This window comes from Mucilaginibacter sp. (assembly GCF_039925265.1).
Taxonomy (GTDB): Bacteria; Bacteroidota; Bacteroidia; order Sphingobacteriales; family Sphingobacteriaceae; genus Mucilaginibacter.
The window spans coordinates 146,374-170,890 of sequence record NZ_JBDSZG010000034.1 but is presented as its reverse complement, the minus strand read 5'-3'; the positions used below and the strand labels follow the sequence as shown (position 1 = coordinate 170,890).

Genomic DNA, 24,517 nt, shown 5'->3' with positions numbered 1-24,517 from the left:
TTTCAAGCGCATGCCCGGGAAGGGGCATGCGCTTTTTTGTTATTTAAACCCAAATATGAGGGGGAATAAGAAGGTTACGATGATAGTCCACGCAAAATAAATGGCCAGGTAAAAGGAAATGGCTTTACCCACCTGGCTTATTTCGGCCTTTTTGGAAAGTACCTTAAAAAGTTGTACCGTTACCAGCAGTAAGTTTATTAAAATTAGAACGTTGCCGCCAAGCACAGCAACCCTGTTTGGTGTAACCCCCAGCGCCGAGATTCGGAATAAAATAGCGGATAGCGCTACCCCGTTAACTACAATAGTGATAACGGAGAGTATGGACAGTATCCAAATTTCCGCTTTGCTTTTAGTTACCTTAGATGTTTCGGCAACGGAGAAGAAAATGATGGCCATAACGCCTATTAGTAAAGCATTGAAGATCAAAAGGAACTCCCGGTTGTTATACGGGTTCTTGCCAGAGTATACAATTGCTACAAGGTACACCACCAACATTACTATCACCAGCGGGCTGAAGAGCCTGGCAATTACCGGCGATACTTTCCCCACTAATTGCGGGTTTGCCATGGTAAGGTAGGTGCCGATAATAGGCGCCGCGGCAAGCCCAAAAATGGCGACATTTTTAAAATAGAACTCCGCGATATTAAAACCAATGAGCGAGAATAGGCCGATGGTGATACCCGTCATGATGCCACCGGCAATGAGTATAAGGGTGGTCATTACTACCAGGTCGCCGTTGTATTTTAAAAAACTAAGGCGTTTCTCCTCATTGTTTCTTGCTCCACCAACAAAGGCGAAACCGAGTATTGACCATAAAAACAGCAGCAAGTGCACGCACGATAGTATGAGCGTGTCGCTTTTCGTTACATGGGGCAACAAATTTATAAATATCACCCCCGCAAGCGTTGCCCCAACAACAAAGACTATTTTACCTTTTGATAAGTTGTTTTTCCAGGCGAAATAGGCCGTTAACAGCGGGAAAACGATAAAGCCGATGTTGCGGGAATAGAAAACTTCTTCGTTTAGGCCTAAAAACACTGGCAGCTTGGCAATAACCCCGGCCAGTAAAGCCCCTGTTATTACCAGCAATAACTCCCTGCCTGTACCCCAGTTGATATCGTCGCTTTCATACTTCAGCCTTTCATTCCAAAAATCTGCCAGTGTATTACCTTCAAGTTCGGGGTAGGCGTCCTTAAATTCCCGTTTAAAAGCGCCTTTATTAGCGCGATACATTTTTTCCAGTTGCCCGGGGTTGTTTAGGTTGTTGAGTATTTCGCCTTTCATTGAATTTATATTTTAAACCGTTTGTGTTAATATTGTACGTTGTTGTGCTGTTAATTCCATATGGTGCCAGCCATAATTAATTGGGTTTTTTGATTAATAAAGTACTTTTAGTAACAAAGTAATAATATATTTATAAAGTACTTTGTTATTCAAAGTTATAAATAGAAATTTATAATCCAAAGGGTTTTGAAAAAAGATGGATTTTATTTTTTTTAGTGGGGTAAGGAAGGAGTCGGCGATGCACTATTGGCCTAATCAAAAAAATGCAATAAACAAAAAACCCTCTCGATATTCGGGAGGGTTTTTGAGCGAAAGACGAGATTCGAACTCGCGACCCCGACCTTGGCAAGGTCGTGCTCTACCAACTGAGCTACTTTCGCGTTGGTATTTATTTAACATAAAAACCGATACGGGCATGCATCGGTTTTTAGTTGTACTCAGAGCGGGAATCGAACCCGCACTCCGTTTACGGGAACAGGATTTTAAGTCCTGCGTGTCTACCAGTTCCACCATCTGAGCGAATGATCTTCTGAAATCTAAGTTAGTTATAAAAACTATCAAATATCAGTAAGAACCTTCAAAAATAAATCCCTTCTTTTTAACGGAAGGGATTTGAGCGAAAGACGAGATTCGAACTCGCGACCCCGACCTTGGCAAGGTCGTGCTCTACCAACTGAGCTACTTTCGCATTGGTATTTCCCTTTAAACATTGGCTTTGGTGTAACCCTTTGCCTATCTCGTTTGCGGGAGTGCAAATATAGACAGAATTGAAGGTTCTGCAAGGAAAAAATAAACTTTTTTTCAAGTTTTTTATAACTCGCTGTTTTTCAAAACCTCCAAGCTAAGTTCAGTTTCAAAACCACGACTGAAAGCGTACTGCTGTAGTTTATACTGCCTTTTGGCTGCATTCTTCTCGGTTACGGTGCGGGCTTTTTTCTCTATCAGCCGGGTTAGGGCGGTCATATAGTCGCTAAGGTTGATGGTTTGGAGCGCCTTTTTTATGAGCACGGGCGATACATTTTTTTGTTTAAGCCCTTGTTTTATCTTGATGCGGCCCCAACTTTTCTGGTTAAACTTGCCACGCACGTAGGCATTGGCAAAACGTTCCTCATTCAAATAGTTGCCCTCAATTAACAGGCTGATGATGTTTTCTACAGCCGATGTATACAACCCCCATTCGTACAGTTTGTCGCGCACTTCCTGCTGCGAACGCTCCTGGTAGGCGCAATAATTTTCGGCTTTATGAAGGCCTGCTTTTTCGTCGGTAATTTTTATCTTTTTAGGCGCATCCATCAAAACCAAAATTCGTTAAAATTCTTGTATTCGTATAAATATAAGCAAATTCGTATCATGCAAAACACGTATTCTGTAAGCGAGGTAAAGGGGATCATTAATGCCGGGGGAGATATAGTGACCGACAAGCCCATCAGTGTTTTGCTCACCGATAGCCGCCGTATTACCAATCCGGAGGCTTCGCTGTTTTTTGCATTGAGCGACAGGCGCAACGGACACGAGTTTATCGCCGATGCCTACACCGCAGGCGTACGCAGCTTTGTAGTAAAGCAGCGGCCAGAAGTGATCATGCCCGATGCTAACTTCCTGATAGTAGCCGATGTATTGACGGCGCTGCAGGCACTCGCCACGCACCATCGCAACCAATTTAACCTGCAGGTGATAGGCGTTACCGGCAGCAATGGCAAAACCATAGTAAAGGAGTGGCTTTATCAACTATTCTGCCCCGAAACAAACATCGTACGCAACCCTAAAAGCTATAATTCTCAAATAGGAGTACCGCTTTCGGTATGGCAGATAAATAAGGGGCACAAACTCGGCATCTTTGAGGCGGGCATCTCTACCTCCGGTGAAATGGAAAAACTGGAGGCGATGATAAGCCCTTCCGTTGGCATCCTTACACACATGGGCACCGCTCACGACGAGGGCTTTGAATCGCCGGAGGCAAAACTGAAGGAAAAGCTAAAACTATTTAAGAATTGTAAGCAGCTGATATACAACTATGAGGTGCTGCTGAATTATAAAGACGAGTTAGCCGATATTGAATGCTTCACCTGGAGCCGTAAACTAAAGGTGGCTAACCTTTACGTTTTTAGCGAAACCGCCATATCTGATAAATATTACCTGCGGGCCATCTACAAAGAAAAAGAAATTGAATGTCTCATCCCTTTCAGAGACGAAGCGTCGATAGAAAACGCCATTGTATGCTGGGCAACCATGCTGGCCATGGGATACAGTCCTGCCGATGCCGACGACAGGATAGAACGCCTGAGTGCCGTAAGTATGCGCCTGGAGCTGAAGCATGGCGTAAATGATTGCTCTATTATCGACGACTCTTATAATTCCGATATCCAGTCGCTGGAGATCGCGCTGAATTTTTTGAGCCAGCAGAACCAGCATTATAAAAAAACGGTGATCCTTTCGGATATTTATCAATCTGGCCTACAGCAGGATGCCCTGTATAAGCAAGTGGCGCAACTCATAAAAGACAAAAAAACTGAACGCTTTATTGGTGTAGGCGCTGATCTGGAACGGCATAAGAGATATTTTAACCTGCCCGAAACGCATTTTTACGCCGATACTGCCGCTCTATTGCAGGACATCGGCAAGCTACACTTTCGAGAGGAAACCATCCTGATAAAAGGTTCGCGCAGTTTTGAGTTTGAGCGGATAAGCCGAGCGCTGGGGCAAAAGGCACACGAAACAGTACTGGAGATAAACCTTAATACACTGCTTAATAACCTCAATTTTTACAAGGCTAAGCTAAACCCGGGCGTTAAGGTAATGGCCATGGTGAAGGCGTTCTCATACGGCAGCGGTACCTTCGAGGTGGCCAATATGTTGCAGTATAACAAGGTTGATTACCTCGCGGTGGCGTATACCGACGAAGGTATTGCCTTGAGAGAGGGTGGCATCACCCTGCCTATAGTGGTTTTAAACCCCGAACCGCTGGCTTACGATAAGCTGACCACTTATAAATTAGAACCGGAGATCTACAGTTTTACCCTGCTGGATGAGTTTGTAAAGTACGCGCAGGAAAACGAGATCAGCAATTACCCCATCCATATTAAGATAGATACGGGTATGCACCGCCTTGGTTTTGAGGAGTATGAAGTGGAAACCCTTTGTGATCTGCTGGAGATCAATAAATACGTCAAAGTAAAGTCGGTATTCTCGCACCTGGTAGCCAGCGATAACGAGCAGCACGACCTGTTCACCCTGAAGCAAATTGGCATATTCGAAAAAGCTTACGCGCAGATAGAAGAGGCAGTAGGCTATAGTGTGATAAAGCATATCAGCAATACATCTGGAATAACGCGCTGGCCAACAGCGCAATACGATATGGTTAGGTTGGGTATTGGCCTGTATGGCGTTGACGCCGCCGTTGCTGCTGAGGATGCGGGGTTAAAACCCGTAGCAACGCTAAAAACCACTGTATCGCAAGTGAAAAAAGTATTGGCGAATGATACCATTGGCTACAACCGTAACGGGAGCCTCAAAAATGACGGCGTGATAGCCACGGTGCGCATAGGTTATGCCGATGGGTACTTGCGCGCTTTTGGCAACGGCGTAGGCCGGATGCTGGTGAATGGCGTGCTGGTGCCAACGGTTGGCAATGTATCTATGGATATGTGTATGCTGGATATTACCGATGTGCCCGATGTACGCGAGGGCGATGAAGTGATTGTTTTTAACGAGCAGCAACGGATAGAACAGCTTGCCGCACAGATAGGTACCATTCCGTATGAAATATTGACAAATATTTCACAGCGAGTAAAAAGGGTGTACTTTTACGAATAACGTATATTTGCCTCATGAAAAGGTTATTTGGTGCCCTGTTAAATTACTTTATTAAAGGGCTGCTTATTGTAGTGCCGCTGGGCGCTGCATTCTTTTTGATATTTTGGGGGGTATCTACGCTTGACAACGCGCTTAACCTGAGTGCCCACCTATGGGTAGACAAAAACGGCAAGCCTATTTATATCCCGGGCTTGGGTATTGTTAACGTATTTGTTATCATTTTGATAGCAGGTATACTGGTTACCAACGTTATAACCGATCCGATAAAGGGCTGGTTCAGGCGCTGGCTAAACCGTTTACCCATATTCAAATTCCTATACTCATCAATAAAAGATCTTACCGAAGCCTTTGTTGGCGACGAGAAAAAATTTAACGAACCTGTTTTGGTAGAAGTGAACGAATTTGGCATGAAGAAGATTGGCTTTATGGTGCGTAAGGACATGGCTTCTATTGGCCTGCCCGGTGAGGTCGCTGTTTATTTCCCATGGTCTTACTCGTTTGCCGGTCAGGTGATCATCATCTCAGCAGATAAGGTTAAACCCATTGATAAGAGCGCTGCAGAGATCATGAAATTTGTAATATCCGGCGGGGTTAGCGGGCTGGAGTAGGAGCTTGTTGGGTTAACAGTTTTGGGTCTTTCTTTTTGAAACTCCTGATGGTTAGTATTATACTTACAGCCATCAATATAGCGCCCAAGAGGAACGGCGCTCCCGGGAAATATATTTTAGATTCGCTTGTAGTGAAGTGATGGAATATAGTCGTCATCATCAGCGGCCCTATAACTGTGGTCACGCTTACCAAACTGGCCAAAGCGCCCTGCAACTCGCCCTGTTCCCTAGCGGAAACATGCTCGGATATAAAACCCTGTAAAGCGGTACCGCCAATTCCTCCGAGGCAATAGGGTACCATAAAAGCATACATCAGCCAGGGTGTATTGTTAAAGGCTATCAATATCAGCCCGATACCATAAAAGGCGATGCCCGCCATAATATTCTTCCGTAACCCGAATTTTGGGATTGTCCAGCGCACAAAGCCACCCTGTATGGCCACAATAAGTAAACCTAAAAATATGCCCAACGCGCTGATGCTGGATCCCGACCATTTAAATTTTTCGATAACATAAAATGGCAGACAGCTTTCTACCGCTTTCTGGCCAATGTAAACAATGGTATATGCTGTAATCAAGGTACTCACAGCTAACGAATGGTGGCGCAAACCGATCAAAGAACCAATTGGGTTCGAACGTTTCCATTCAAAGCGTCGCCTGTTCTTCGGCGTTAACGACTCCGGCAGGATAAAGAACCCGTATACGGCGTTTAGCAAGGCGAAGCCTGCCGCGCATAAAAACGGCAGTTTAATATCGATATCACCCAAAAAGCCACCCATGCCGATACCCAAAATAAAGCCAAGGCCGGTTGCCGCGCCTATAAGGCCAAAGTTGGCCGCCCGTTTTTCGCCGCTGCTTACATCAGATATATAGGCGGTTGCGGTTGTGGTACTGGCACCGGCTATACCGGCTATAAACCTGCCGACAAACAACCAGAAGATAGTTGGCGCGAAGGCCATGAACAGATAATCTACCCCAAAGCCTAACAGCGAGAACAGCAACACAGGCCGGCGGCCATACCTATCGCTGAGGTTACCCAATATGGGGGCAAAAATAAATTGCATCATGGCATAAGTAAAGGTGAGGTAGCCGCTGTACTGGCTGGCCATACTTACATCTACGTGCGCCAGTTTTTCTAATAATTTCGGTAAAATAGGGATGATGATACCCAAGCCGAGGGTATCAATAAAAACGGTAACAAAAATAAATCCTAATGCTGCTTTGCCCTGGTTTGTCTTTTTCTCCATAAATATCAGGCGAAAGTAGTATACATGCTGTTATAAGTATTTTTAGATGGGATTGTTTACTTCTTTTTTAAAACTTCTAATGGCCAGCAATGCGCTAAGCAGCATTAAGGCCGAAGCGATGAAATATGGCGCACCCGGCAAGTAAACCGGCGCCCCCGGTTTGGTGAAATAGTAAAAAACGTAAGTCATAAACCAAGGGCCAAATATCGAACTGAGGCTCATGATACTGGTTAAGCCCCCCTGTAGTTCGCCTTGCTCGTTCTTGGGTACTTCGCTGCTCATTACCCCCTGAAGGGCCGGGCCGGCTATTCCACCCATAGCGTAGGGAACCATAAAGGCAAACATCATCCAGCTTTGGTTAGCCAGGCCAAACAGCAGCATACCAATGGCATATAATACCAGGCCCACCCAAATGCTCCGGTTTTGGCCAAGCTTAGGTATGATCACCCTGATGAGTCCGCCCTGTACAATGGCGATGGATAAACCAATGAAAGCAAGCGAATAACCAACGATGTCTATAGTCCATTTGAATTTTTCGATGGTGTAGTAAGTCCAAACGCTTTGCACGGCGTGGGCGGCAAAGTATATTACAAATAAACATACCGCCAGGTTTATTACAGCAGGGTATTTGCGTAGCTGTTTTAAAGAACCCAGAGGGTTAGCCCGTTTAATGTCAAACTCGCGACGGTGTTCTTTGTCCAGCGATTCGGGTAGTATAAAAAAGCCGTAGGCAGCATTTAACAGGGCTAAGGCCGCCGCTGCATAAAAGGGGTAGTGGGTATCCATTTTACCTAAAACACCGCCAATGAACGGGCCGATGATAAAACCGAGGCCAAAAGCAACGCCTATCATCCCAAAGTTTTGCGCGCGTTTTTCGGGGGTGCTTACATCTGCTATATAGGCCGATGCCGTGGTAAAGCTTGCCCCGGTGATACCCGCAATAATGCGCCCCAGGAACAGCCAGCCAATGGTTGGCGCAAATGCCAGGAAAAGGTAATCGATACCGAAGCCTAAAAGGGAGAATAGGAGCACCGGCCGACGGCCATACTTATCGCTCAAATTACCAATTAAAGGTGAGCATAGAAATTGCATAACAGCGTACGCAACAAGCAATAAGCCCGAGATGCGTGAAGCTTCGCTGATGTTGCCGTGGATAAGTTTTTCTATCAGTTTTGGGAAAACGGGGATGATAATAGCAAGGCCGATAACATCAATAAGGAGCGTTATAAATATAAAGCTTAACGCAGCTTGTTTTTTCGGTTGGGCAAGAGTGTCCATAACCTGTAAATAAACAATAAATTTTTGAATATGGATGAGGAATCATAAAAAAAGCGATACGGAGTAAACCGCATCGCTTTCAATTCTGTTAACAGCCGCTTAAAAGTTTGGTTTCAATACATATTTATCGTAAAAACGGAAGATGTGCTCGGCTGCTTCTTCGGCGGTATCTACAACGCGGTATAGGTTCAGGTCATCTTTGCTGATGTTGTGCTCTTCATCCAGCATACGTTCTTCTACCCATTTAAACAAGCCACCCCAGTAATCTTTTCCCACAAAAACAATGGGGAAACGGGCGATCTTGCCGGTTTGAATCAGGGTTATCGCCTCAAAGGACTCGTCCATAGTGCCAAAACCACCCGGCAGAATAATAAAACCCTGCGAGTACTTCATAAACATTACCTTACGGATAAAGAAGTAATCAAACTCCAGGATCTTATCCCTATCGATGTAGCGGTTATGGAACTGCTCAAAAGGCAGCTCGATATTTAACCCTACCGATTTACCGCCGGCTTCGTAAGCGCCTTTGTTGGCGGCTTCCATAATACCGGGGCCGCCGCCGGAGATAACGCCGTAACCGCGCTCTGTTAGCAGGCGTGCAGTATCTTCTGCCAGTTTGTAAAACTTGTTTTCGTTTTTGGTACGTGCGGAACCGAAGATGGATACGCAGGGGCCAATTTTGGCCAGTTTCTCAAAGCCGTCTACAAACTCGGCCATTATCTTAAATATCTGCCAGGAATCGGTAACCTTTATCTCCTGCCAGTTCTTGTTCTCAAACGCTTGTCTTATTTTATCCTCACTTGTCATAGCTATATTTTAATACGAAGGACAGCATTCACTGCTGCCCCAAATTTTGGAAAGTTCGAAAGTTAGTAAATGCTTTTGATAGTACAATGCTTGCTGCTTTAAGTTTTGTTAGCCTCAAGCTTTAGCGGCAATGGTATGAACGCTTGCTGCTTTCCGGCTCGACGTCAGCCATAATCCCAAAAAGGTTATTAACCCGTTTACGATGATGAGTTCGTTATCAAAAACGTAACCACCCAGTAGATTCTTGCTCTCGGTGCTTAAAAAGAAGCATATCGCCGGGGATATTAAACATATAAACGGCACCAGCTTGTCTTTCACCTGCCTGCTGCTTACAAACAAGCCAAAGGAGTATAAGCCTAAAAGCGGCCCGTAAGTATAGGAAGCAACTTTAAATATGGCACCAACAACCGCATCATTATTAATGGCGTTGAATATAATAATGGTTAAAAACATCAGTCCCGAAAGCGCGATGTGCACGTAATGGCGGGTGTTTACGTTCTTTTTGCTGTTTACGTCGGCTTTTTTATTGAAGCCCAAAAAGTCTACGCAAAAAGAAGTGGTGAGGGCGGTTAGTGCCGAATCTGTAGTGGCAAAGGTGGCCGCTGTTAAGCCCAGCATGAATACCATAGCCGGCACAACGCCCAAATATTTTAGGGCGATGGTAGGGTAGAGGTAGTCGGTTTTTGCTACGTTGATGCCGTATCTATTGGCGTAGATGTATAGCAATGCGCCTACACTCAGGAAGAAGATGTTGATCACCACAAATACCCCGGTAAAACTGAACATGTTCTTTTGCGCCTCCTTGATGTTTTTCAGACTGAGGTTTTTCTGCATCAGGTCCTGGTCTAAGCCAGTCATACCGATGGTGATGAACATACCGCCCCAAAACTCTTTGGCAAAGTGGAACTTGCTGGTAAGGAAATCGTTAAAGAAGAATATTTTGGAATAGCTGCTATCCTTAATAGCTTCAATCGCTTGTATTAAATTGTAATCAAGACTGCGGCAAATGAAGTATATCGACAGGAAAACTGATGTTACCAGGAAGAACGTTTGCAAGCTATCGGTAATAATAATAGTTTTTAAGCCCCCTTTAAAGGTGTAGCTCCATATCAGCAGCAGGCATATTAATACCGTAACGGCGAAAGGTACCCCATAGCTATCGAAGATGAATTTCTGTAATACAATAACTACCAAATAGAGCCGGAAGGACGACCCAATGGTACGGCTGATCAGGAAAATGCCCGCCGCGGTTTTATAACTCCAGGTGCCGAGCGCCTGCTCGATATAACTGTATATGGAGGTGAGTTTTAAACGGTAGTACAAAGGCAGCAGCACCGTGGCAATAATGATAAAGCCCGCCGCATTGCCCAGCACAAACTGGAAGTACGCAAACTGGTCGCCGCTGGGTGCGCCTACCTTGCCGGGGACGGAGATAAAAGTAACCCCGCTCAACGCGGTGCCTATCATCCCGAAGGCCACCAAATACCATTTGGAATTGCGGTTGGCCACAAAAAAAGTATCGTTATTGGCAGAATTTTTTGAGGTTAGGTGCGATATCACCAGTAGCACCAAAAAGTAACCTACTATAAATGTGAGCAATATTCCCGGGGCCATGGCTTTGTCTGTTTTTTCGAATGTATGAGTTTAAGGCATATCAAGCAAATTATTGCATGGTTGCCTGTAGGTGTTCCACTTTTGTATGTGGAACACTTGTTTTTAAAATAATATTGATTATCAGTATTTTACAGTTTTTGGTGAAACACTTTGGAACACCCCTGTTATTGAGGTAATATCCATAATTATTTGATAATTAAGTAACTATGTTTATTTTCAAAGCCCGCTAAAACACGCCAATAACATCAAAGTGGAACACCTCTTTAAAAGTTTTTAATAAACACCCCGAAAGAAATTATTTACGATATTTTTGCACCGTACTATTGGATTGCAAACGATATGGCTGATACAATTACCCCGATGAACAGGTTGAACAAACTTTTCGATACGAAAAAGGAAAACTTACTGTCTATTTATTTTACAGCCGGTTACCCGGAACTGAATACAACGGTAGATATTGCCGAAGCCCTGGAAAAAGCAGGTGCCGATTTCCTGGAAATTGGTTTCCCGTACAGCGACCCGGTTGCTGATGGGCCGACCATTCAGCATAGTTCTGAAAACGCGTTGCTAAATGGCATGACCTTAACCGTATTGTTTGAACAATTGAAAGATTTGCGTCAGCGTGTCAATATCCCCATTTTACTGATGGGTTATGTAAACCCGATTGTACAGTACGGCGTAGAACGTTTCTGCAAGGATGCCGCAGCTGTGGGTGTGGATGGTATTATTGTACCCGACCTGCCTATGTACGAGTACGAAATGCTGTACAGTAACCATTTTGAAGATAACAACCTCAGCAATATCTTCCTGGTTACCCCGCAAACATCACATGAACGCATCCGCAAGATAGATGAGCTGAGCAACAGCTTTATTTACCTGCTGTCATCGTCATCCATCACGGGCGGCAATTTGCAGCTTACCGATAGCATAGAAGAGTACTACAACCGAGTAAAAGCCATGAATTTAAATAACCCGGCTATCATCGGTTTCGGTATTTCAGATCATGCTTCATTCAGCAAAGCCTGCCAGTACGCCAATGGTGCGATAGTAGGGAGTGCCTTTGTGAAACTGTTGGGTACGGAGAATTATATGGAGAAGATCCCGGCGTTTATATCGGGGATAAAGGGATAGACTGAGCGTCTTTTAATTTGCCTTTGGCGATTGAATGGTATTCGTTTATCATATGGGTATTGGTATCTATAGCAAAAGCGTGCTGTAAGTTATTCAGGGCTTTTGAGTATTCACCTGTTTCGATATAATAGATCCCTAAATTACGATAGGCATACGCTTCAATATCGTTTAGCATGAGCGCCTTGTTAATGTCCTCTAAGGCCTCATCTAATAAACCTGTTTTTATTTTAGTGTAAGCTATATTGGCATAGACATATGCACTATCCGGGGTGATTTTCAGCACTTCGTTAAAATCTTGTAGGGCTTCGGTATATTTAGAGAAAAGATTGTAAGTGTAGGCCCTGTTACACCTTGCAAATACGTTATCCTGGTTTAACATTAAGGCTTTGTTGTAATATTCAAGCGCAATATCATGATTTCCTATTTGTGACTCTATCAGGCCAATGCAATTAAAACCCTCCGAGTCGACATCGTTATTCGTCTGCTTATCAAAAAAATCTTTGGCTTTGACGTATTCACGGTTCTGAACGTAAGAATTCAAAATCACAGATAAAATGCCTTCGTTAATAAAGCCCGGGGTTAATTGCTCAAATAATCCGGATGCTTGCTGGTACTGCTCATTGTTATAATGTATTACTGCATCGGCATATGTTTTTCTGTCGTTATGGTATTTTATCAATTTGGCAATTTGGTAGCCGTCGCAATAGGTTTTGCTGCCGTTATATAACGTTATAGGATAGGGCGAAGGATAAATATTTCGCAAGTCGAATAAGGCGGAAAAGAAAAATATTATCGAGAAAAGTTTCAGGAACCCATTGAGGTCAAATGCAAAAATTATCCAAATAGCTAAAAGAGCAACGAGTAATGAACTCAACGGCCCTAAAATCAATATTAAAAACTCTTTGTAAAAAGTTAACCCATAACCGTGATGCCTGATCATTCCTTTATTCCATTTAAGCGGATTAAAATAGAAGTATATAGTAAAGCGAGTGGATAGGCTAATACTCGGCGCGTTATTATCGCCATACGACCCTAAATAGACTTCTACCTTTTCTTTTGTAAACAAAAGTGCCGGGATGGCGTGGCCAAGTTCATGAAATAGAACAGTTAAAAATCGACAGGCGATAAATATTGACAGGAACAGGGGGATTATAAATACCGGATAAACATAGTCACCCATTATAACAAGGCTTTAAGTATATAAAAATACTTAAAATACTCCCGTAAGGCAAACCAACCTATAAATATTCTTCTAATTCGCCTTTGCCTTCGCGGATAACTTCAAACTCGCCGTTGGTACAGTCTACTACGGTAGAGGGCACGTTATCGCCGTAGCCACCGTCTATCACCATATCTACCAGGTCCTGGTATTTTTCGTAGATCAGCTCCGGATCGGTAGAGTATTCGATGATCTCATCCTCATCGTGTATCGACGTAGATAGGATAGGGTTACCCAATACCTTTACAATTTCTCGGGCAATATTATTATCAGGAACACGGATACCTACAGTTTTTTTGTTGGAGCTAAGCATCTTCGGCACAGCGTGACTGGCGTTAAAAATAAAGGTGAAAGGCCCCGGCAATGCTTTCTTCAACACCCTGAAGGTGGTATTATCAATCGGCTTGATATAATCAGAGATGTGGCTCAGATCGTAACAGATAAAAGAAAAGTTTGCCTTCTCCGGCTTAATACCGTGGATCTTGCAGATAGCTTCGATGGCTTTATGGTTGGTGATATCGCAGCCCAGCCCGTAAACGGTATCGGTAGGGTAGATGATGAGCCCGCCTTTGCGTAGCACATCGGCCACCTGCTCAATGGCTTTTTCGTTCGGGTTCTCGGGGTATATTTTTATCAGCATAATATAATATCGAATTTCGAATGTTCAATTTCGAATTTCGTGTTGGTACTGTATATAAATACAAAAATGCCGAATAATTGTTATATCCGGCATTTTATATGAAGTTAAAGACTCTTTAATTTCGAAATCTCAATTCCGAAATCCCAAATCAATTACGCTTGTTTTGTGAACTGAACGTTGATGATCAGTTTAATATCCGAGCCCAATACAACCGAACCTGCTTCGGTTACACCGTCCCAAACCAAACCGAAATCTTTACGGTTTATTTTGCCGGTTACTTCAAAACCAGCTTTGGTGTTACCGTAAAAATCGCCTGCTACACCGCCGTACTCTACATCAAGAGTTACCGGTTTGGTAACGTCTTTAATGGTCAAATCGCCCGTTAATTTATACTCATCGCCATCTTTTGTAAAAGAGGTTGATTTGAAACTGATCTTTGGATAAGTTTCCGCATCGAAAAACTCACCAGATTTAAGGTGGCCATCGCGTGCTTCCTGGTTAGTGTCGATGCTGTTCACATCTAATGAAAAACTTACGTCAGCGCCTTCAAAATCGTCGCTTTCGGTAGTTAATTCACCTTCAAATGTTTTGAAAGCGCCTGTTACGGTTGATATTACTAAGTGTTTTACTTTAAATTGTACTTCTGAGTGCATTGGGTCTAAAACCCATTTTGTTGCTGTTGCCATGATGTTTTTATGTTTTGAATTTTGTTTCTCTTAATTATGATACAAATATAATAATAGATGTTTAAACATATATTATATTCTCCTCATTTTACAATAGGTAGACAATTGTAAGTTATAACATGTATTTTATGGGTATTGTTTGTAAATAACAACAAAAAGGGGCAGAGGTCCTCTTAATACACTTTATGCTTTTGTTAAATTATCAAGCTAAAACCTCTCAATTTTCCCCGCAGGGTCTCTCGCAGAGAACCCTGCGGCAGCATGCAAAGCAAACGATATGGTATGTGAAATGTCCTGATGTCGGAGGGTCCTTTTTCAAAGAGACCCTGTGGGGACGAAATTTCGAATACCCAACACCAAATAGTTTAAATATGCATTATACTTTTTTTTAACCTCATTAATTAAGTGTTAGTTTTACATTTATTGGTGACATAAGACAAATGATTGAATTCGCAGAAACTTTTATTTATATGGCGCAAATAAGAAGTGTACCCACCTTGCGAAAGCCTGAATAATTATTTGAAAATGACGAAGAATTCCTTTGGTATTATTACTATTTGTGGCAGCCATGTTTTTCTATCAACATGTCTGGAAAACGGACCTAAACCTCGCCTTAAACCCTGGCCGCCTTGTTTATTATTGCCTAAATGAAAAGATAGTATGAACGCCATTTACATTAACCATTTTATGAAAAAACACATTACTTCTTTTTTGGATTGTTTATTCTTTCCGGCGTGTGTGCTCAGGCTCAAAACATGCAAACTTCAATGCGTAATAATTATACCACGCCACGGATGAGGATCATTATTGACAACGACTTTGAAGGCGATCCTGACGGCTATTTTCAGTTGGTGCAACATTTGCTGTCGCCCTCCGTGGAAATCCGGGGAATTATAGGCTCTCATTTGACCAATGGTGGTGGATTCAGCAAAGCCAATAACACTGCCGAAGAAGCTTGTCAGAATGCGAAAAAAGTAATTAGCCTGATGCGACTCCCGGGAAAATATAAAATAGTTGCCGGAGCCAAAAATGGCATTAAAAACATAGATGAACCCCAGCAATCGGAAGGGGCGCAACTAATCATCGAAGAAGCTATGCGAACAGATACCGATCTGCCATTATATATTGTTTGCGGAGCAGGTTTGACCAATATTGCGAGCGCCTGGCTTCTCAAACCGGAAATAGCCGAACGTCTCACCCTTGTGTGGATCGGCGGACCTGAATATGATGGCATAATAACCCCTCCGGATCATGGCCCGCTTGAATACAACCTCGGCATTTGCATTCCTGCGGCACAAGCTGTTTTCAACAACTCCAAAATACCCATCTGGCAGGTTCCACGTAACGCCTACCGTCAGTGCATCTTTAGTATGGACGAAATGATGGCGGATGTCGCTCCGACAAGTGAAATCGGTACATACCTCACGCAACTCGTGAAAGATGAAATAAAGTTGAACCGTTTTGGTAATAAAATGGGAGAAGTCTACATATTGGGCGATAGTCCCCTGGTTCTGCTTACGTCCTTGCAAACCGGCTTTGGACAGGACCCCGCATCCAGCCAATATGTGATAAAGCAAGCACCCAATATAGCATCTGATGGCACCTATCGATATAATGCCAAAGGACGTCCTATACGGGTGTATACATGGCTGGATACCCGTTTGATGTTTAGCGACATGGTGGCAAAGTTCAAATTGCTCGGTAAAAGTAATAAGTAAATATAATAGCCAAATAACTCGGGTCAAAATGATTTGAGTTTAAAAACTATGCTCATTGGGTGTTTCGCAGAGGTACCCTGCAGCGGTATGCAAAGCAACGATTTGTCCTCATTCCGCCGGATCTTTTTTAACGAGACCCTGCGGAGACGAAATCACCAACAAAATCCTAACAAACAAAAAAGGGGCCGAAGCCCCTTTCAATACTTAAAACCCGAAATTACTAATATCTAACCTCCGGCCTCTAATCTCTAACTTACAGTGCTAACACTTCTTTAACACGCTCAGCAGCTTCTTTCAACAAAATAGCCGAGTAAACTTTTAAGCCTGAGTTGTCTATCAGTTCTTTTCCTTCGATAGCGTTGGTGCCCTGTAAACGAACGATGATAGGGACGGGGATGTTACCGATCTCTTTGTAAGCATCAATTACACCCTGTGCAACACGGTCGCAACGAACTATACCACCAAAAATATTAATCAGGATAGCCTTAACGTTAGGGTCAGACAAGATGATGTTAAAACCGGCTTTAACAGTTTGCGCGTTAGCGGTTCCGCCTACGTCCAAAAAGTTAGCAGGCTCACCGCCGGCCAGTTTAATAATATCCATAGTTGCCATAGCTAAACCAGCGCCGTTAACCATACAGCCTACGTTACCGTCGAGCTTTACATAGTTAAGGTTGCTTTTGCTTGCCTCAACTTCTGTTGGGTCTTCCTCGTCGGTATCGCGCATAGCTGCGTAATCCGGGTGGCGGTATAAAGCGTTATCGTCTAAGTTTACCTTAGCATCAACCGCCAATATTTTGTTATCAGATGTTTTTAAAACCGGGTTTATCTCAAACTGGGAAGAATCGGTAGCATCGTATGCTTTATATAAAGCGGTGATGAATTTCACCATATCTTTAAAAGCATCGCCGCTTAAGCCCAGGTTAAAGGCAATTTTACGCGCCTGGAACGGTTGTAAACCAACTTTAGGGTCAATTTCTTCTTTGTGAATCAGCTCGGGGGTAGAGTGTGCTACTTCTTCGATATCCATACCACCTTCGGTAGAATACATGATGATGTTGCGGCCCGCAGCGCGATCAAGCAATACGCTCACGTAAAACTCTTTTACTTCGCTCTCGCCGGGGTAGTAAACATCCTGTGCTACTAATACTTTCTTTACTAATTTACCTTCGGGGCCGGTTTGCGGGGTAACCAACTGCATCCCAATGATCTTGCCTGCAATTTCTTTTACCTGTTCTGCATTTTTGGCAAGTTTTACGCCACCGCCCTTACCGCGGCCACCCGCGTGTATCTGTGCTTTTATAACCGACCAGTCCGACCCATAGTCTTCCTTTATCTTCTGAGCCGCAGCAACAGCTTCTTCCGGTGTATCTGCAACTATGCCTTCCTGTACTCTAACGCCAAAGCTTTTTAGTATCGCTTTGCCCTGATATTCGTGAATATTCATGTTTTTTGAAAGATTTGCGGTAAAACTACTATTTTCTTTTTATTTTAAGGTTGATTGAGCTGGATTAAGTTGATTGAGTTAAATGCATGCAGAATTTTGACACAAAACCAACCACTCACCACTTAACCACTCACATAATCAACCCAAAAAAATTATCTTTGCCCATGCTTAAAGCACAATCTATCCATAAATCCTACGGGCAGCTTCATATTTTAAAAGGTGTCGATCTGCTGGTAAACCGGGGCGAAATAGTAACCATTGTCGGGGCTTCGGGTGCGGGCAAAAGTTCGCTGCTTAATATCCTGGGGACGCTGGACAATGCCGATTCGGGGCAGCTCTTTATAGATAACGTGGAAGTAAACAAGCTGGATAATAAGAACCTCAGCGATTTCCGGAACCGGAAGATCGGCTTTATATTTCAGTTCCATCATTTACTGGTAGAGTTTAACGCGATAGAAAATGTATGTATGCCTGCCTTTATAGCCGGCGTACCACGTGCCGAGGCAGAAAAACGTGCTACCGAACTGCTTAATATGCTCGGGCTGGGCGACAGGCTTACCCATAAACCAGCCGAACTATCGGGAGGTGAGCAGCAAAGGGTTGCCGTTGCACGTGCTTTAATAAATAAACCCGCGCTGATCTTCGCGGATGAACCCTCGGGAAACCTTGATTCGAAGAACGCGCTGGAATTGCACGAACTTTTTGTAAGGTTACGTAAAGAGTTTAACCAAACCTTTGTGATAGTAACCCACAACGAGGAACTCGCCGGTATGGCCGACCGCACCATATTAATGAAGGATGGTTTAATAGTAGATAGTTTATAGTGAGTATATTAATAACCGCCGCCTCATCCGCATCGGCACATAAGCTGAAAAATAAGCTAAACAGCCCGGATGTTTTATTGGGCGACCACGCCGACCTGCCCGATTTTATGGTGAAAAGCATGGGGCTGCTTAAGCTGCCAAGTCCCGCATCGGTAAGTTACCAGCACGAGATGCTGACGCTTTGTTTGGATAAGGGTGTTAACACCGTTTATGTTTTAACGGGGCATGAACTTGATTTGCTGCGCGAATCGGAACTATTGTTTAAAGAATATAACATCGATATTTTAGATGGCCAAATTGAAATATAGCGATATAGACCCGCGTAAAAAGGCTTTTATTTTTGAACTGGATAATGTTTTGTACCCCGCCAAGGACTACATATACCAAATTTACTACCTGTTTGCCAACCTGTTGGAGTACACCGATCTTACTGACGCGAAACAGACAACCAATTTAATGATTGATACGTATATCAATAAAGGAGCCGATGCTGTTTTTGATGAACTGGTGCATACGCTGAAGGTTGACGAGAAATACAGACCTAATCTGGATCTGCTGATGGCAACCGGTAAAGTGCCTTTAAAGCTGCTTTTGTACCAGAACATGCTGGAGTTTTTACAGGACGCTGTTACCGACAGGAAAAAGTTGTTTATAGTAACCAATGGAAACCCGCAGCAGCAGCTCAATAAAATTAAGCACCTGGAATGGCACGGTTTGGAACCCTATTTAATAGCTTATTTTGCCGACGAAACCAAGCCGAAACCCGAGCCCGATGTGTTGCATTTGCTGATGAAAGAGTACCAACTGGAAAGAAGAGACCTGCTGATGATAGAAAATTCGGAAACAGACGCGTTATGTGCCCAAACAACCGGAATAGATTACCTAAATGTGAACGAGTTTTTGTAATTTCAAGGCTGTAATATATTATTGATATATCCGTTAACCAACATATACTATATACATATATAAAAATGCGAAAAATATTTTACCTTGTTATATTGCTTGCCGTAGTTGTATCATCCTGCAAGAAAAGTAAAACACCGGATCCGGATACTACACCTATCGGTCCTTCAAAAACAGGCACTACGCTTGACCTGATCCGCGATTCGGTTTTTCTTTATGCAAAAGAAGCTTATTACTGGAATGATGGCCTGCCGGATTACGCGACCTTTAAACCGCGTACCTTTACCGGTACCGACGATATAAGCGCCATACAGAAAGAGGTTGACGCTTTATCGCAATATAAAATAAACCCCAGTACCGGTAAACCATACGAATATTATCCGGCCTCGCCGGGCGAAGCCAAATATTCGTTTATTGATGACGGTACCGTATCATCAGAATTGAATGGTGTAAATGGCGATTTCGGCTTTGCGCCGATCTATGCCGCGGTGAACGATTTGCGCGTTCGTTATGTCTACCCTAACTCGCCAGCCGACTTGGCAGGAATAAAACGCGGGTACCAGATTACCAGTATTAACGGGCGTACCAATTTAGCTTATGATGGTAATGGCGGCGCGGGTACAAATTTAAATTTTGTAATAAACGCTTATGCCAACAGCAGTACTATTACCATGGTGCTGAAAAAACCGGATGCAAGCAACATAACCGTTACCCTTAACGCAACAACTTATACAACAAACCCCGTGATAACCCATAAGGTTTTTGACCAGGGCACCGGCAAAAAAGTTGGATATATTGTTTTTAACAGCTTTACGTCGTTGGCAAATGCTAAGCCAAAATTAAACGAGGCATTTAACGAATTCGCAGGGCAAAACATTACCGACTTGGTTGTAGATCTGCGTTACAACGGTGGTGGCTTTGTGTCAACAGCCGAATATTTGAGTAACTTAATTGCGCCGGCTGCCAAAAGCGGGTCGTTGATGTATAGCTCTTATTTTAATAGCAACTTAACAAGCTTAACAACCACAGCAGCCCGTAATGCGAGTATCCTTAAAAACCAGGTGCGTAAAGATGATGCTACGGGCGAAATTTATAACTATTCGCAATTTGATTATTCGGTATCCGGAAACGCGGTTAATTTTTCTAAAGCTGACGTACCTGTTTCACTTACGCTTAGCCACGTGTTTTTTATTGTAACAGGTTCAACCGCATCTGCAAGCGAGCTTACCATCAACAACCTGCGCCCTATAATGGATGTTAAATTGATAGGTACTACCAGCTATGGTAAACCGGTTGGCTTTTTTGATATCGATATTAATAAATACCAGATGTACATCCCCGAGTTTGAAACCAAAAACTCTGCAAACCAGGGAGGTTACTATGCAGGTATGACACCGGGATCGACAGATTATCAGGGGGTTGAACACATAGATGACGTGACCAAAGATTTTGGCGACCCTACCGAGTTACTACTTGCATACGCGCTTAATTATGTAAAAACCGGCACATTTACCGTAGCGGGCCAGGTAATACAAAGCACCGCTGGGAAAACTAATGTCATGTCGGTTGACCAATCAAGGGAGGCGGGTATAGAAATGGATGGTAATAAATTCCGCGGAATGGTGTTTAACAAATCGCTTAAAAAGAAATAGTTTAGGTGTTATAGATAATGATGAAAAGGCGTTTCGGGAAACCGGGACGCCTTTTTTGTTTAGTCGGCCAGTTCGCGCAGATCTACAGGTACTACGCGGGAGATGCCTTGCTCTACCATGGTAACGCCGTAAATAATATCGGTACAGGCGATGGTGCGTTTGTTGTGAGATATGATGATGAACTGCGATTCTTTAGAGAATTTGCGGATGATATTGTTAAACTTATCAATATTGGTATCATCCAGCGGGGCATCCACCTCATCAAAAATACAGAAAGGGGCAGGCTTAAGCAGGTAAAGTGAAAACAGGATGGCCGTAGCGGTAAGTGTTTTTTCACCACCCGATAATTGGTTGATAGATAAGGGGCGCTTGCCCTTTGGCCGGGCGATGATATCTATTTCCGATTCAAGCGGGTGCGAGGGGTCGGAGAGGATGAGGTCGCAGCTGTCTTCCTCGTTAAACAATGAGCGGAATACTTTAATAAAGTTCTCGCGCACCAGCGTAAATGCCGACATGAATTTCTCTTTGGCAGTATCATCTATCTCCTGAATAGTGGCCAACAAAGATGCTTTAGCCTCCGCCAGGTCCTTCTTCTGTGCCTGGATAAAGCTGTGACGTTCGCTCATTTCGTTATAAGCCTCTACCGCCATTGGGTTAATGGCACCAAAATCATCCATCTGGCGTTTCAGCTTATCAGTACGCTCGCGGATGTCGGCTTCGCTTTCGGTTTGATTCTCTTCCGTTTCGGGAAGGTCAGCAATATCTACATTAAACTCTACCGACAGGCGCTCTTTAAGGGCGTTCAGTTCCAGTTTTAAGTTATTGCGGGCATCCTTCAGTTCGTTCTCTATGAGTTCGGCCTGATCTTTATTACGGCGCAATACCAGTATCTCGTTCTCGCTTTCGGTGATGCTTCCGCGCCAGGTATAATACTCGCGTTCGGCTTCCTGGGTAGCTTTTTCCAGGTTTTCCTTTTGCTCGTACATCCCCAGCAGGTCCTCGTCGCTATCGCCGGTTTGCTGCAGGTTTTCTCTAATCAGCGTTTTTATCTTCTCCATCTCGGCGCTGTTGTGCATAATGCGGCCATCGAGGTTATCCAGCTGCGATTCGCGGTACTCCAGGTCCTTCAATAAACCTGATACCTTATTCTGCTGCTGATGGAAGCGGATATTTTCCTGGTTATAGGCATTGGACTGCACGGATACAAACTCGTTCAGCTCGTTAAAAGCCTGTTGCTTGTCCAGCATCAGGTCGGCCTGTGCCTGTTTTTGCTCACGGTACTCCACCAAAGCCGGTTGCAGCGTTTGGATCTCGAGTTTAATACCCGCTATTTTGTTTGCAATATCCTGTTTGCGGTTGAGGCTGTTCTCTATAAAGGCCTGGTATTGTTCCTGCTTGGTTTTAACGGTAACCAGCTCAGTATTTAATTTATTAAGGTCGGTTTGTTTTTGCCTGATCTCGTTTGCCCGGCCCGACGCTTTTAGCGCGGTTAAGGTGCTTTGCAATTCCTGACTCTGGTTTTTAAAAGAACCGATACGTGTTTCCGCCTGTTTAATTTCCTTGAGCAGGTTATCCAGGTTTTTGGCGCGACCAATTCGCTTACCCTCAAACAAACCTACCGAACCACCGGCCATGGTATGCCTTGATTTATTGAACTTGCCGCTTTTGCCGATCAGCACCACACCATCGGGCAGGTTGGCGTTGTTAATGTCCTGCTCGGTATTATCGTTTACCAGGTACACGTTTTTAAGCAGGTGGGTACAAAGGGGAGCGTAGCGGGTATCAACCTCTACTACGGAAAGGGCAGGGGTAACAGCCTCACCTAAATCCTCTCCAAAGGAGCGGACTTCCTTACTTAGGCCCATCTCCTTTGGAGAGGGGGTTGGGGTAAGGCCATAATTATCCAGTATAAAAAACTGCGCCCTGCCTTTTGAGGAATTGCTCAGCAGGTTAATGGCCGCTATGGCCTCATCGTAATTATTCACCACATAGTGGTTCATCAGCGGTTCCAGGTAGTTTTCTATCGCTATGCGGTACTCTTCCTTACAAAATAAAATATCGCTGAACAGCGTGATGTTTTTGGCCCAGCTGGTGTTCTTTTTCAGGAAACGGATAGACTCCGGGAAGCCTTCCAAATTATCAACCATACTTTTTGTAAGGTTATATTCGTTTTGTTTGGCATCGAGCTTACGGCTATCGGCGGCTATGCTTTCGGTAACGGTTTTCAGTTCGCCCTCGGTGGATATTATCTGTTCCTGTAGCTTGTTTTCGGCATCAACCGCAAGTTCATATTCGCTTTTTAGTGTTTCGGTACGGCCATCCAGTTCGGCAACAACGCGGTTAAAGTGGGAGAGTTCCACCTCTTTGTTGCTGGCATCCTCCATATTGCGCAGGCTTTCCTGTTCAAGCGCCTGTTGCTGTATGTGCAGGATATCAATATCCTTTTCGGTTTTGTAAACCTGGTTTTGCAGCCGGTTGTTCACCGAGTTTAGCTCGTTCAGTTCGGCACGCGCTTCCGTTTGCGAAACACGCAGATCATCCACTGCGGCTTTTAGCTCGGCAACGCGGGCGGTAATGGTTTGCAGATTTTCATCCTCCTGCATTTTTTCCTCGTTGAGGCGTTTGATGTTGTACTGAACGTGTTTATGCTGGTTGGTATCCCGCTCCAGTTCTTCTTTTAAACGGCTTTCCTTATCCTGCTGGTGTTTTAACTGCTCGTTCTTAACGCGCTTTTCGCTTTCGTATGCACGGATCTTCGAAACAAATTCGTTGGTGGTTTTCTGCTGCGCAGCAAGGTTTTTTTCCCGCGTAAGGCTATCCAGTTTTTGTTGCTGGAGGGCGGCTTCCAATGTATCTATCCTGGTAGACAGGCCCGATCTTTCTGCCCTTTGCTTTTGCTCTTTTTCCTCAATTTCTGCCAGTGTTTTACTGAACCCGGCGATTCGGAAGGATGCCAGCGACATGCTCAAAATTTTATACTGATCGCGCAGGCGGTAGTAGCGCTCGGTTTTCTTGGCTTGGTTCTCTAAAGTTTTGAGGTTTTTTTCTATCTCGAAGAGAAGATCCTCCACGCGTTCCAGGTCGGCCTCGGTATCTTTTAACTTGCTGAAAGTTTGTTTTTTGCGGAGCTTATATTTAGATATGCCCGATGCTTCCTCAAACAAATTACGGCGCGAACCTTCTTTGTTATTGATGATCTCGTCTATCATCCGCAGTTCGATGATGGAGTAGGAATCGGCACCTACGCCGGTATCCATAAACATATCGGTGATGTCCTTCAGGCGGCATTGTACATCGTTGAGGCGGTACTCGCTTTCGCCGGTGCGGTATAGGCGGCGGGTAAGCGTTACCTGCGAAAAATCGGTAGGGAGAATGTTCTTGGTATTATCGAATGTGAGCGATACCTCGGCCAGGTTTGCGGGTTTGCGGCTCTTGGTTCCGTTAAAGATAACGTTATCCATCTTCTCTGATCGCAGCATCCGGGTGCTTTGCTCGCCCAAAACCCAGCGGATGGCATCTACCACATTGCTCTTACCACAGCCATTAGGCCCCACAATAGCCGTAACCCCCTCATTAAAATTGATGGTTATTTTATCGCCAAAGCTTTTGAAACCCTTGATTTCTAATTGTGTAAGCTGCATTCAGTA

At 44.1% G+C, this 24,517-nt stretch carries 19 protein-coding genes and 3 tRNA genes; 8 read left to right on the top strand and 14 right to left on the bottom strand.

The features are described from left to right. Positions 1–39 precede the first annotated feature (39 nt). The 5 genes from ABIX36_RS16165 to ABIX36_RS16145 form a co-directional block, all read right to left on the bottom strand. The gene (locus ABIX36_RS16165) at positions 40–1,284 is read right to left on the bottom strand and encodes a hypothetical protein (protein ID WP_348083197.1); all 1,245 of its coding nucleotides are present in this window, start codon (positions 1,282–1,284) and stop codon (positions 40–42) included. 307 nt (positions 1,285–1,591) lie between these two features. Then, positions 1,592–1,664, bottom strand: a tRNA-Gly gene (locus ABIX36_RS16160). 54 nt (positions 1,665–1,718) lie between these two features. After that, a tRNA-Leu gene (locus tag ABIX36_RS16155) sits at positions 1,719–1,803 on the bottom strand. Between the two features lie 96 nt (positions 1,804–1,899). Further along, a tRNA-Gly gene (locus ABIX36_RS16150) sits at positions 1,900–1,972 on the bottom strand. Between the two features lie 122 nt (positions 1,973–2,094). After that, complete coding sequence (locus ABIX36_RS16145) at positions 2,095–2,577, bottom strand: RecX family transcriptional regulator (RefSeq protein WP_348083196.1); 483 nt, start codon at positions 2,575–2,577, stop codon at positions 2,095–2,097. A gap of 57 nt (positions 2,578–2,634) precedes the next feature. Here ABIX36_RS16145 and ABIX36_RS16140 point away from each other — a divergent pair, with 57 nt between their 5' ends. Together ABIX36_RS16140 and ABIX36_RS16135 are read left to right on the top strand one after the other, a co-directional pair. Further along, a complete protein-coding gene (locus ABIX36_RS16140; RefSeq protein ID WP_348083195.1) occupies positions 2,635–5,097 on the top strand; it encodes a bifunctional UDP-N-acetylmuramoyl-tripeptide:D-alanyl-D-alanine ligase/alanine racemase in 2,463 nt (820 codons plus the stop codon). A 14-nt stretch (positions 5,098–5,111) separates the two neighbouring features. After that, a complete protein-coding gene (locus tag ABIX36_RS16135) occupies positions 5,112–5,705 on the top strand; it encodes a DUF502 domain-containing protein (RefSeq protein ID WP_348083194.1) in 594 nt (197 codons plus the stop codon). Here ABIX36_RS16135 and ABIX36_RS16130 read toward each other — a convergent pair. The 4 genes from ABIX36_RS16130 to ABIX36_RS16115 all read right to left on the bottom strand — a co-directional run bounded on the left by ABIX36_RS16130 (position 5,689) and on the right by ABIX36_RS16115 (position 10,650). Continuing rightward, positions 5,689–6,951, bottom strand: a complete 1,263-nt coding sequence (locus ABIX36_RS16130; protein WP_348083193.1) for a TCR/Tet family MFS transporter — start codon at positions 6,949–6,951, stop codon at positions 5,689–5,691. The two genes, ABIX36_RS16135 and ABIX36_RS16130, sit on opposite strands and share 17 nt — an antisense overlap. Before the next feature lie 42 nt (positions 6,952–6,993). Next, entirely contained in the window at positions 6,994–8,229 is a 1,236-nt protein-coding gene (locus ABIX36_RS16125) for a TCR/Tet family MFS transporter (protein WP_348083192.1), read from the bottom strand. A gap of 99 nt (positions 8,230–8,328) precedes the next feature. Next, positions 8,329–9,036: a TIGR00730 family Rossman fold protein gene (locus tag ABIX36_RS16120; RefSeq protein ID WP_348083191.1), complete on the bottom strand. Its 708-nt coding sequence runs from the start codon at positions 9,034–9,036 to the stop codon at positions 8,329–8,331. Between the two features lie 114 nt (positions 9,037–9,150). Continuing rightward, on the bottom strand, positions 9,151–10,650 hold the full coding sequence (locus ABIX36_RS16115; protein WP_348083190.1) for a sodium:solute symporter: 1,500 nt from the start codon (positions 10,648–10,650) through the stop codon (positions 9,151–9,153). Between the two features lie 360 nt (positions 10,651–11,010). Here ABIX36_RS16115 and trpA point away from each other — a divergent pair, with 360 nt between their 5' ends. Further along, positions 11,011–11,781 carry a tryptophan synthase subunit alpha gene (gene trpA / locus ABIX36_RS16110; RefSeq protein ID WP_348083282.1) on the top strand — a complete coding sequence of 257 codons (771 nt, stop codon included), beginning with the start codon at positions 11,011–11,013 and terminating at the stop codon, positions 11,779–11,781. On the opposite strand, the gene ABIX36_RS16105 is transcribed toward trpA, so the two are convergent. The 3 genes from ABIX36_RS16105 to ABIX36_RS16095 all read right to left on the bottom strand — a co-directional run bounded on the left by ABIX36_RS16105 (position 11,759) and on the right by ABIX36_RS16095 (position 14,326). Next, on the bottom strand, positions 11,759–12,961 hold the full coding sequence (locus ABIX36_RS16105) for a tetratricopeptide repeat protein (protein ID WP_348083189.1): 1,203 nt from the start codon (positions 12,959–12,961) through the stop codon (positions 11,759–11,761). The two genes, trpA and ABIX36_RS16105, sit on opposite strands and share 23 nt — an antisense overlap. A 58-nt stretch (positions 12,962–13,019) precedes the next feature. Beyond that, entirely contained in the window at positions 13,020–13,640 is a 621-nt protein-coding gene (locus ABIX36_RS16100; protein ID WP_348083188.1) for an L-threonylcarbamoyladenylate synthase, read from the bottom strand. Positions 13,641–13,792: 152 nt separating this feature from the next. Next, positions 13,793–14,326, bottom strand: coding sequence for a YceI family protein (locus tag ABIX36_RS16095; protein WP_348083187.1), 534 nt, complete (start codon positions 14,324–14,326; stop codon positions 13,793–13,795). 794 nt (positions 14,327–15,120) lie between these two features. On the opposite strand from ABIX36_RS16095, the gene ABIX36_RS16090 reads away from it, so the two are divergent. After that, positions 15,121–16,044 (top strand): nucleoside hydrolase, encoded by a 924-nt coding sequence (locus ABIX36_RS16090; protein ID WP_348083186.1) that lies wholly within the window; start codon positions 15,121–15,123, stop codon positions 16,042–16,044. 253 nt (positions 16,045–16,297) lie between these two features. Here the strand turns inward: ABIX36_RS16090 and sucC are convergent, their stop codons facing one another. After that, on the bottom strand, positions 16,298–17,491 hold the full coding sequence (sucC, locus tag ABIX36_RS16085; RefSeq protein WP_348083185.1) for an ADP-forming succinate--CoA ligase subunit beta: 1,194 nt from the start codon (positions 17,489–17,491) through the stop codon (positions 16,298–16,300). Positions 17,492–17,655: 164 nt separating this feature from the next. Here sucC and ABIX36_RS16080 point away from each other — a divergent pair, with 164 nt between their 5' ends. From ABIX36_RS16080 to ABIX36_RS16065, 4 genes are all read left to right on the top strand, one after another. Continuing rightward, positions 17,656–18,315 carry an ABC transporter ATP-binding protein gene (locus ABIX36_RS16080; RefSeq protein WP_348083184.1) on the top strand — a complete coding sequence of 220 codons (660 nt, stop codon included), beginning with the start codon at positions 17,656–17,658 and terminating at the stop codon, positions 18,313–18,315. Next, complete coding sequence (locus ABIX36_RS16075) at positions 18,315–18,623, top strand: hypothetical protein (RefSeq protein WP_348083183.1); 309 nt, start codon at positions 18,315–18,317, stop codon at positions 18,621–18,623. The genes ABIX36_RS16080 and ABIX36_RS16075 overlap by 1 nt, the downstream gene beginning before the upstream one ends. Next, positions 18,604–19,221: an HAD hydrolase-like protein gene (locus tag ABIX36_RS16070; protein ID WP_348083182.1), complete on the top strand. Its 618-nt coding sequence runs from the start codon at positions 18,604–18,606 to the stop codon at positions 19,219–19,221. Before ABIX36_RS16075 ends, ABIX36_RS16070 begins: the two co-directional genes overlap by 20 nt. A gap of 65 nt (positions 19,222–19,286) precedes the next feature. Further along, positions 19,287–20,870, top strand: coding sequence for a S41 family peptidase (locus tag ABIX36_RS16065; protein ID WP_348083181.1), 1,584 nt, complete (start codon positions 19,287–19,289; stop codon positions 20,868–20,870). 59 nt (positions 20,871–20,929) lie between these two features. Here the strand turns inward: ABIX36_RS16065 and smc are convergent, their stop codons facing one another. Then, a complete protein-coding gene (smc, locus tag ABIX36_RS16060; RefSeq protein WP_348083180.1) occupies positions 20,930–24,511 on the bottom strand; it encodes a chromosome segregation protein SMC in 3,582 nt (1,193 codons plus the stop codon). Positions 24,512–24,517: the final 6 nt, after the last annotated feature.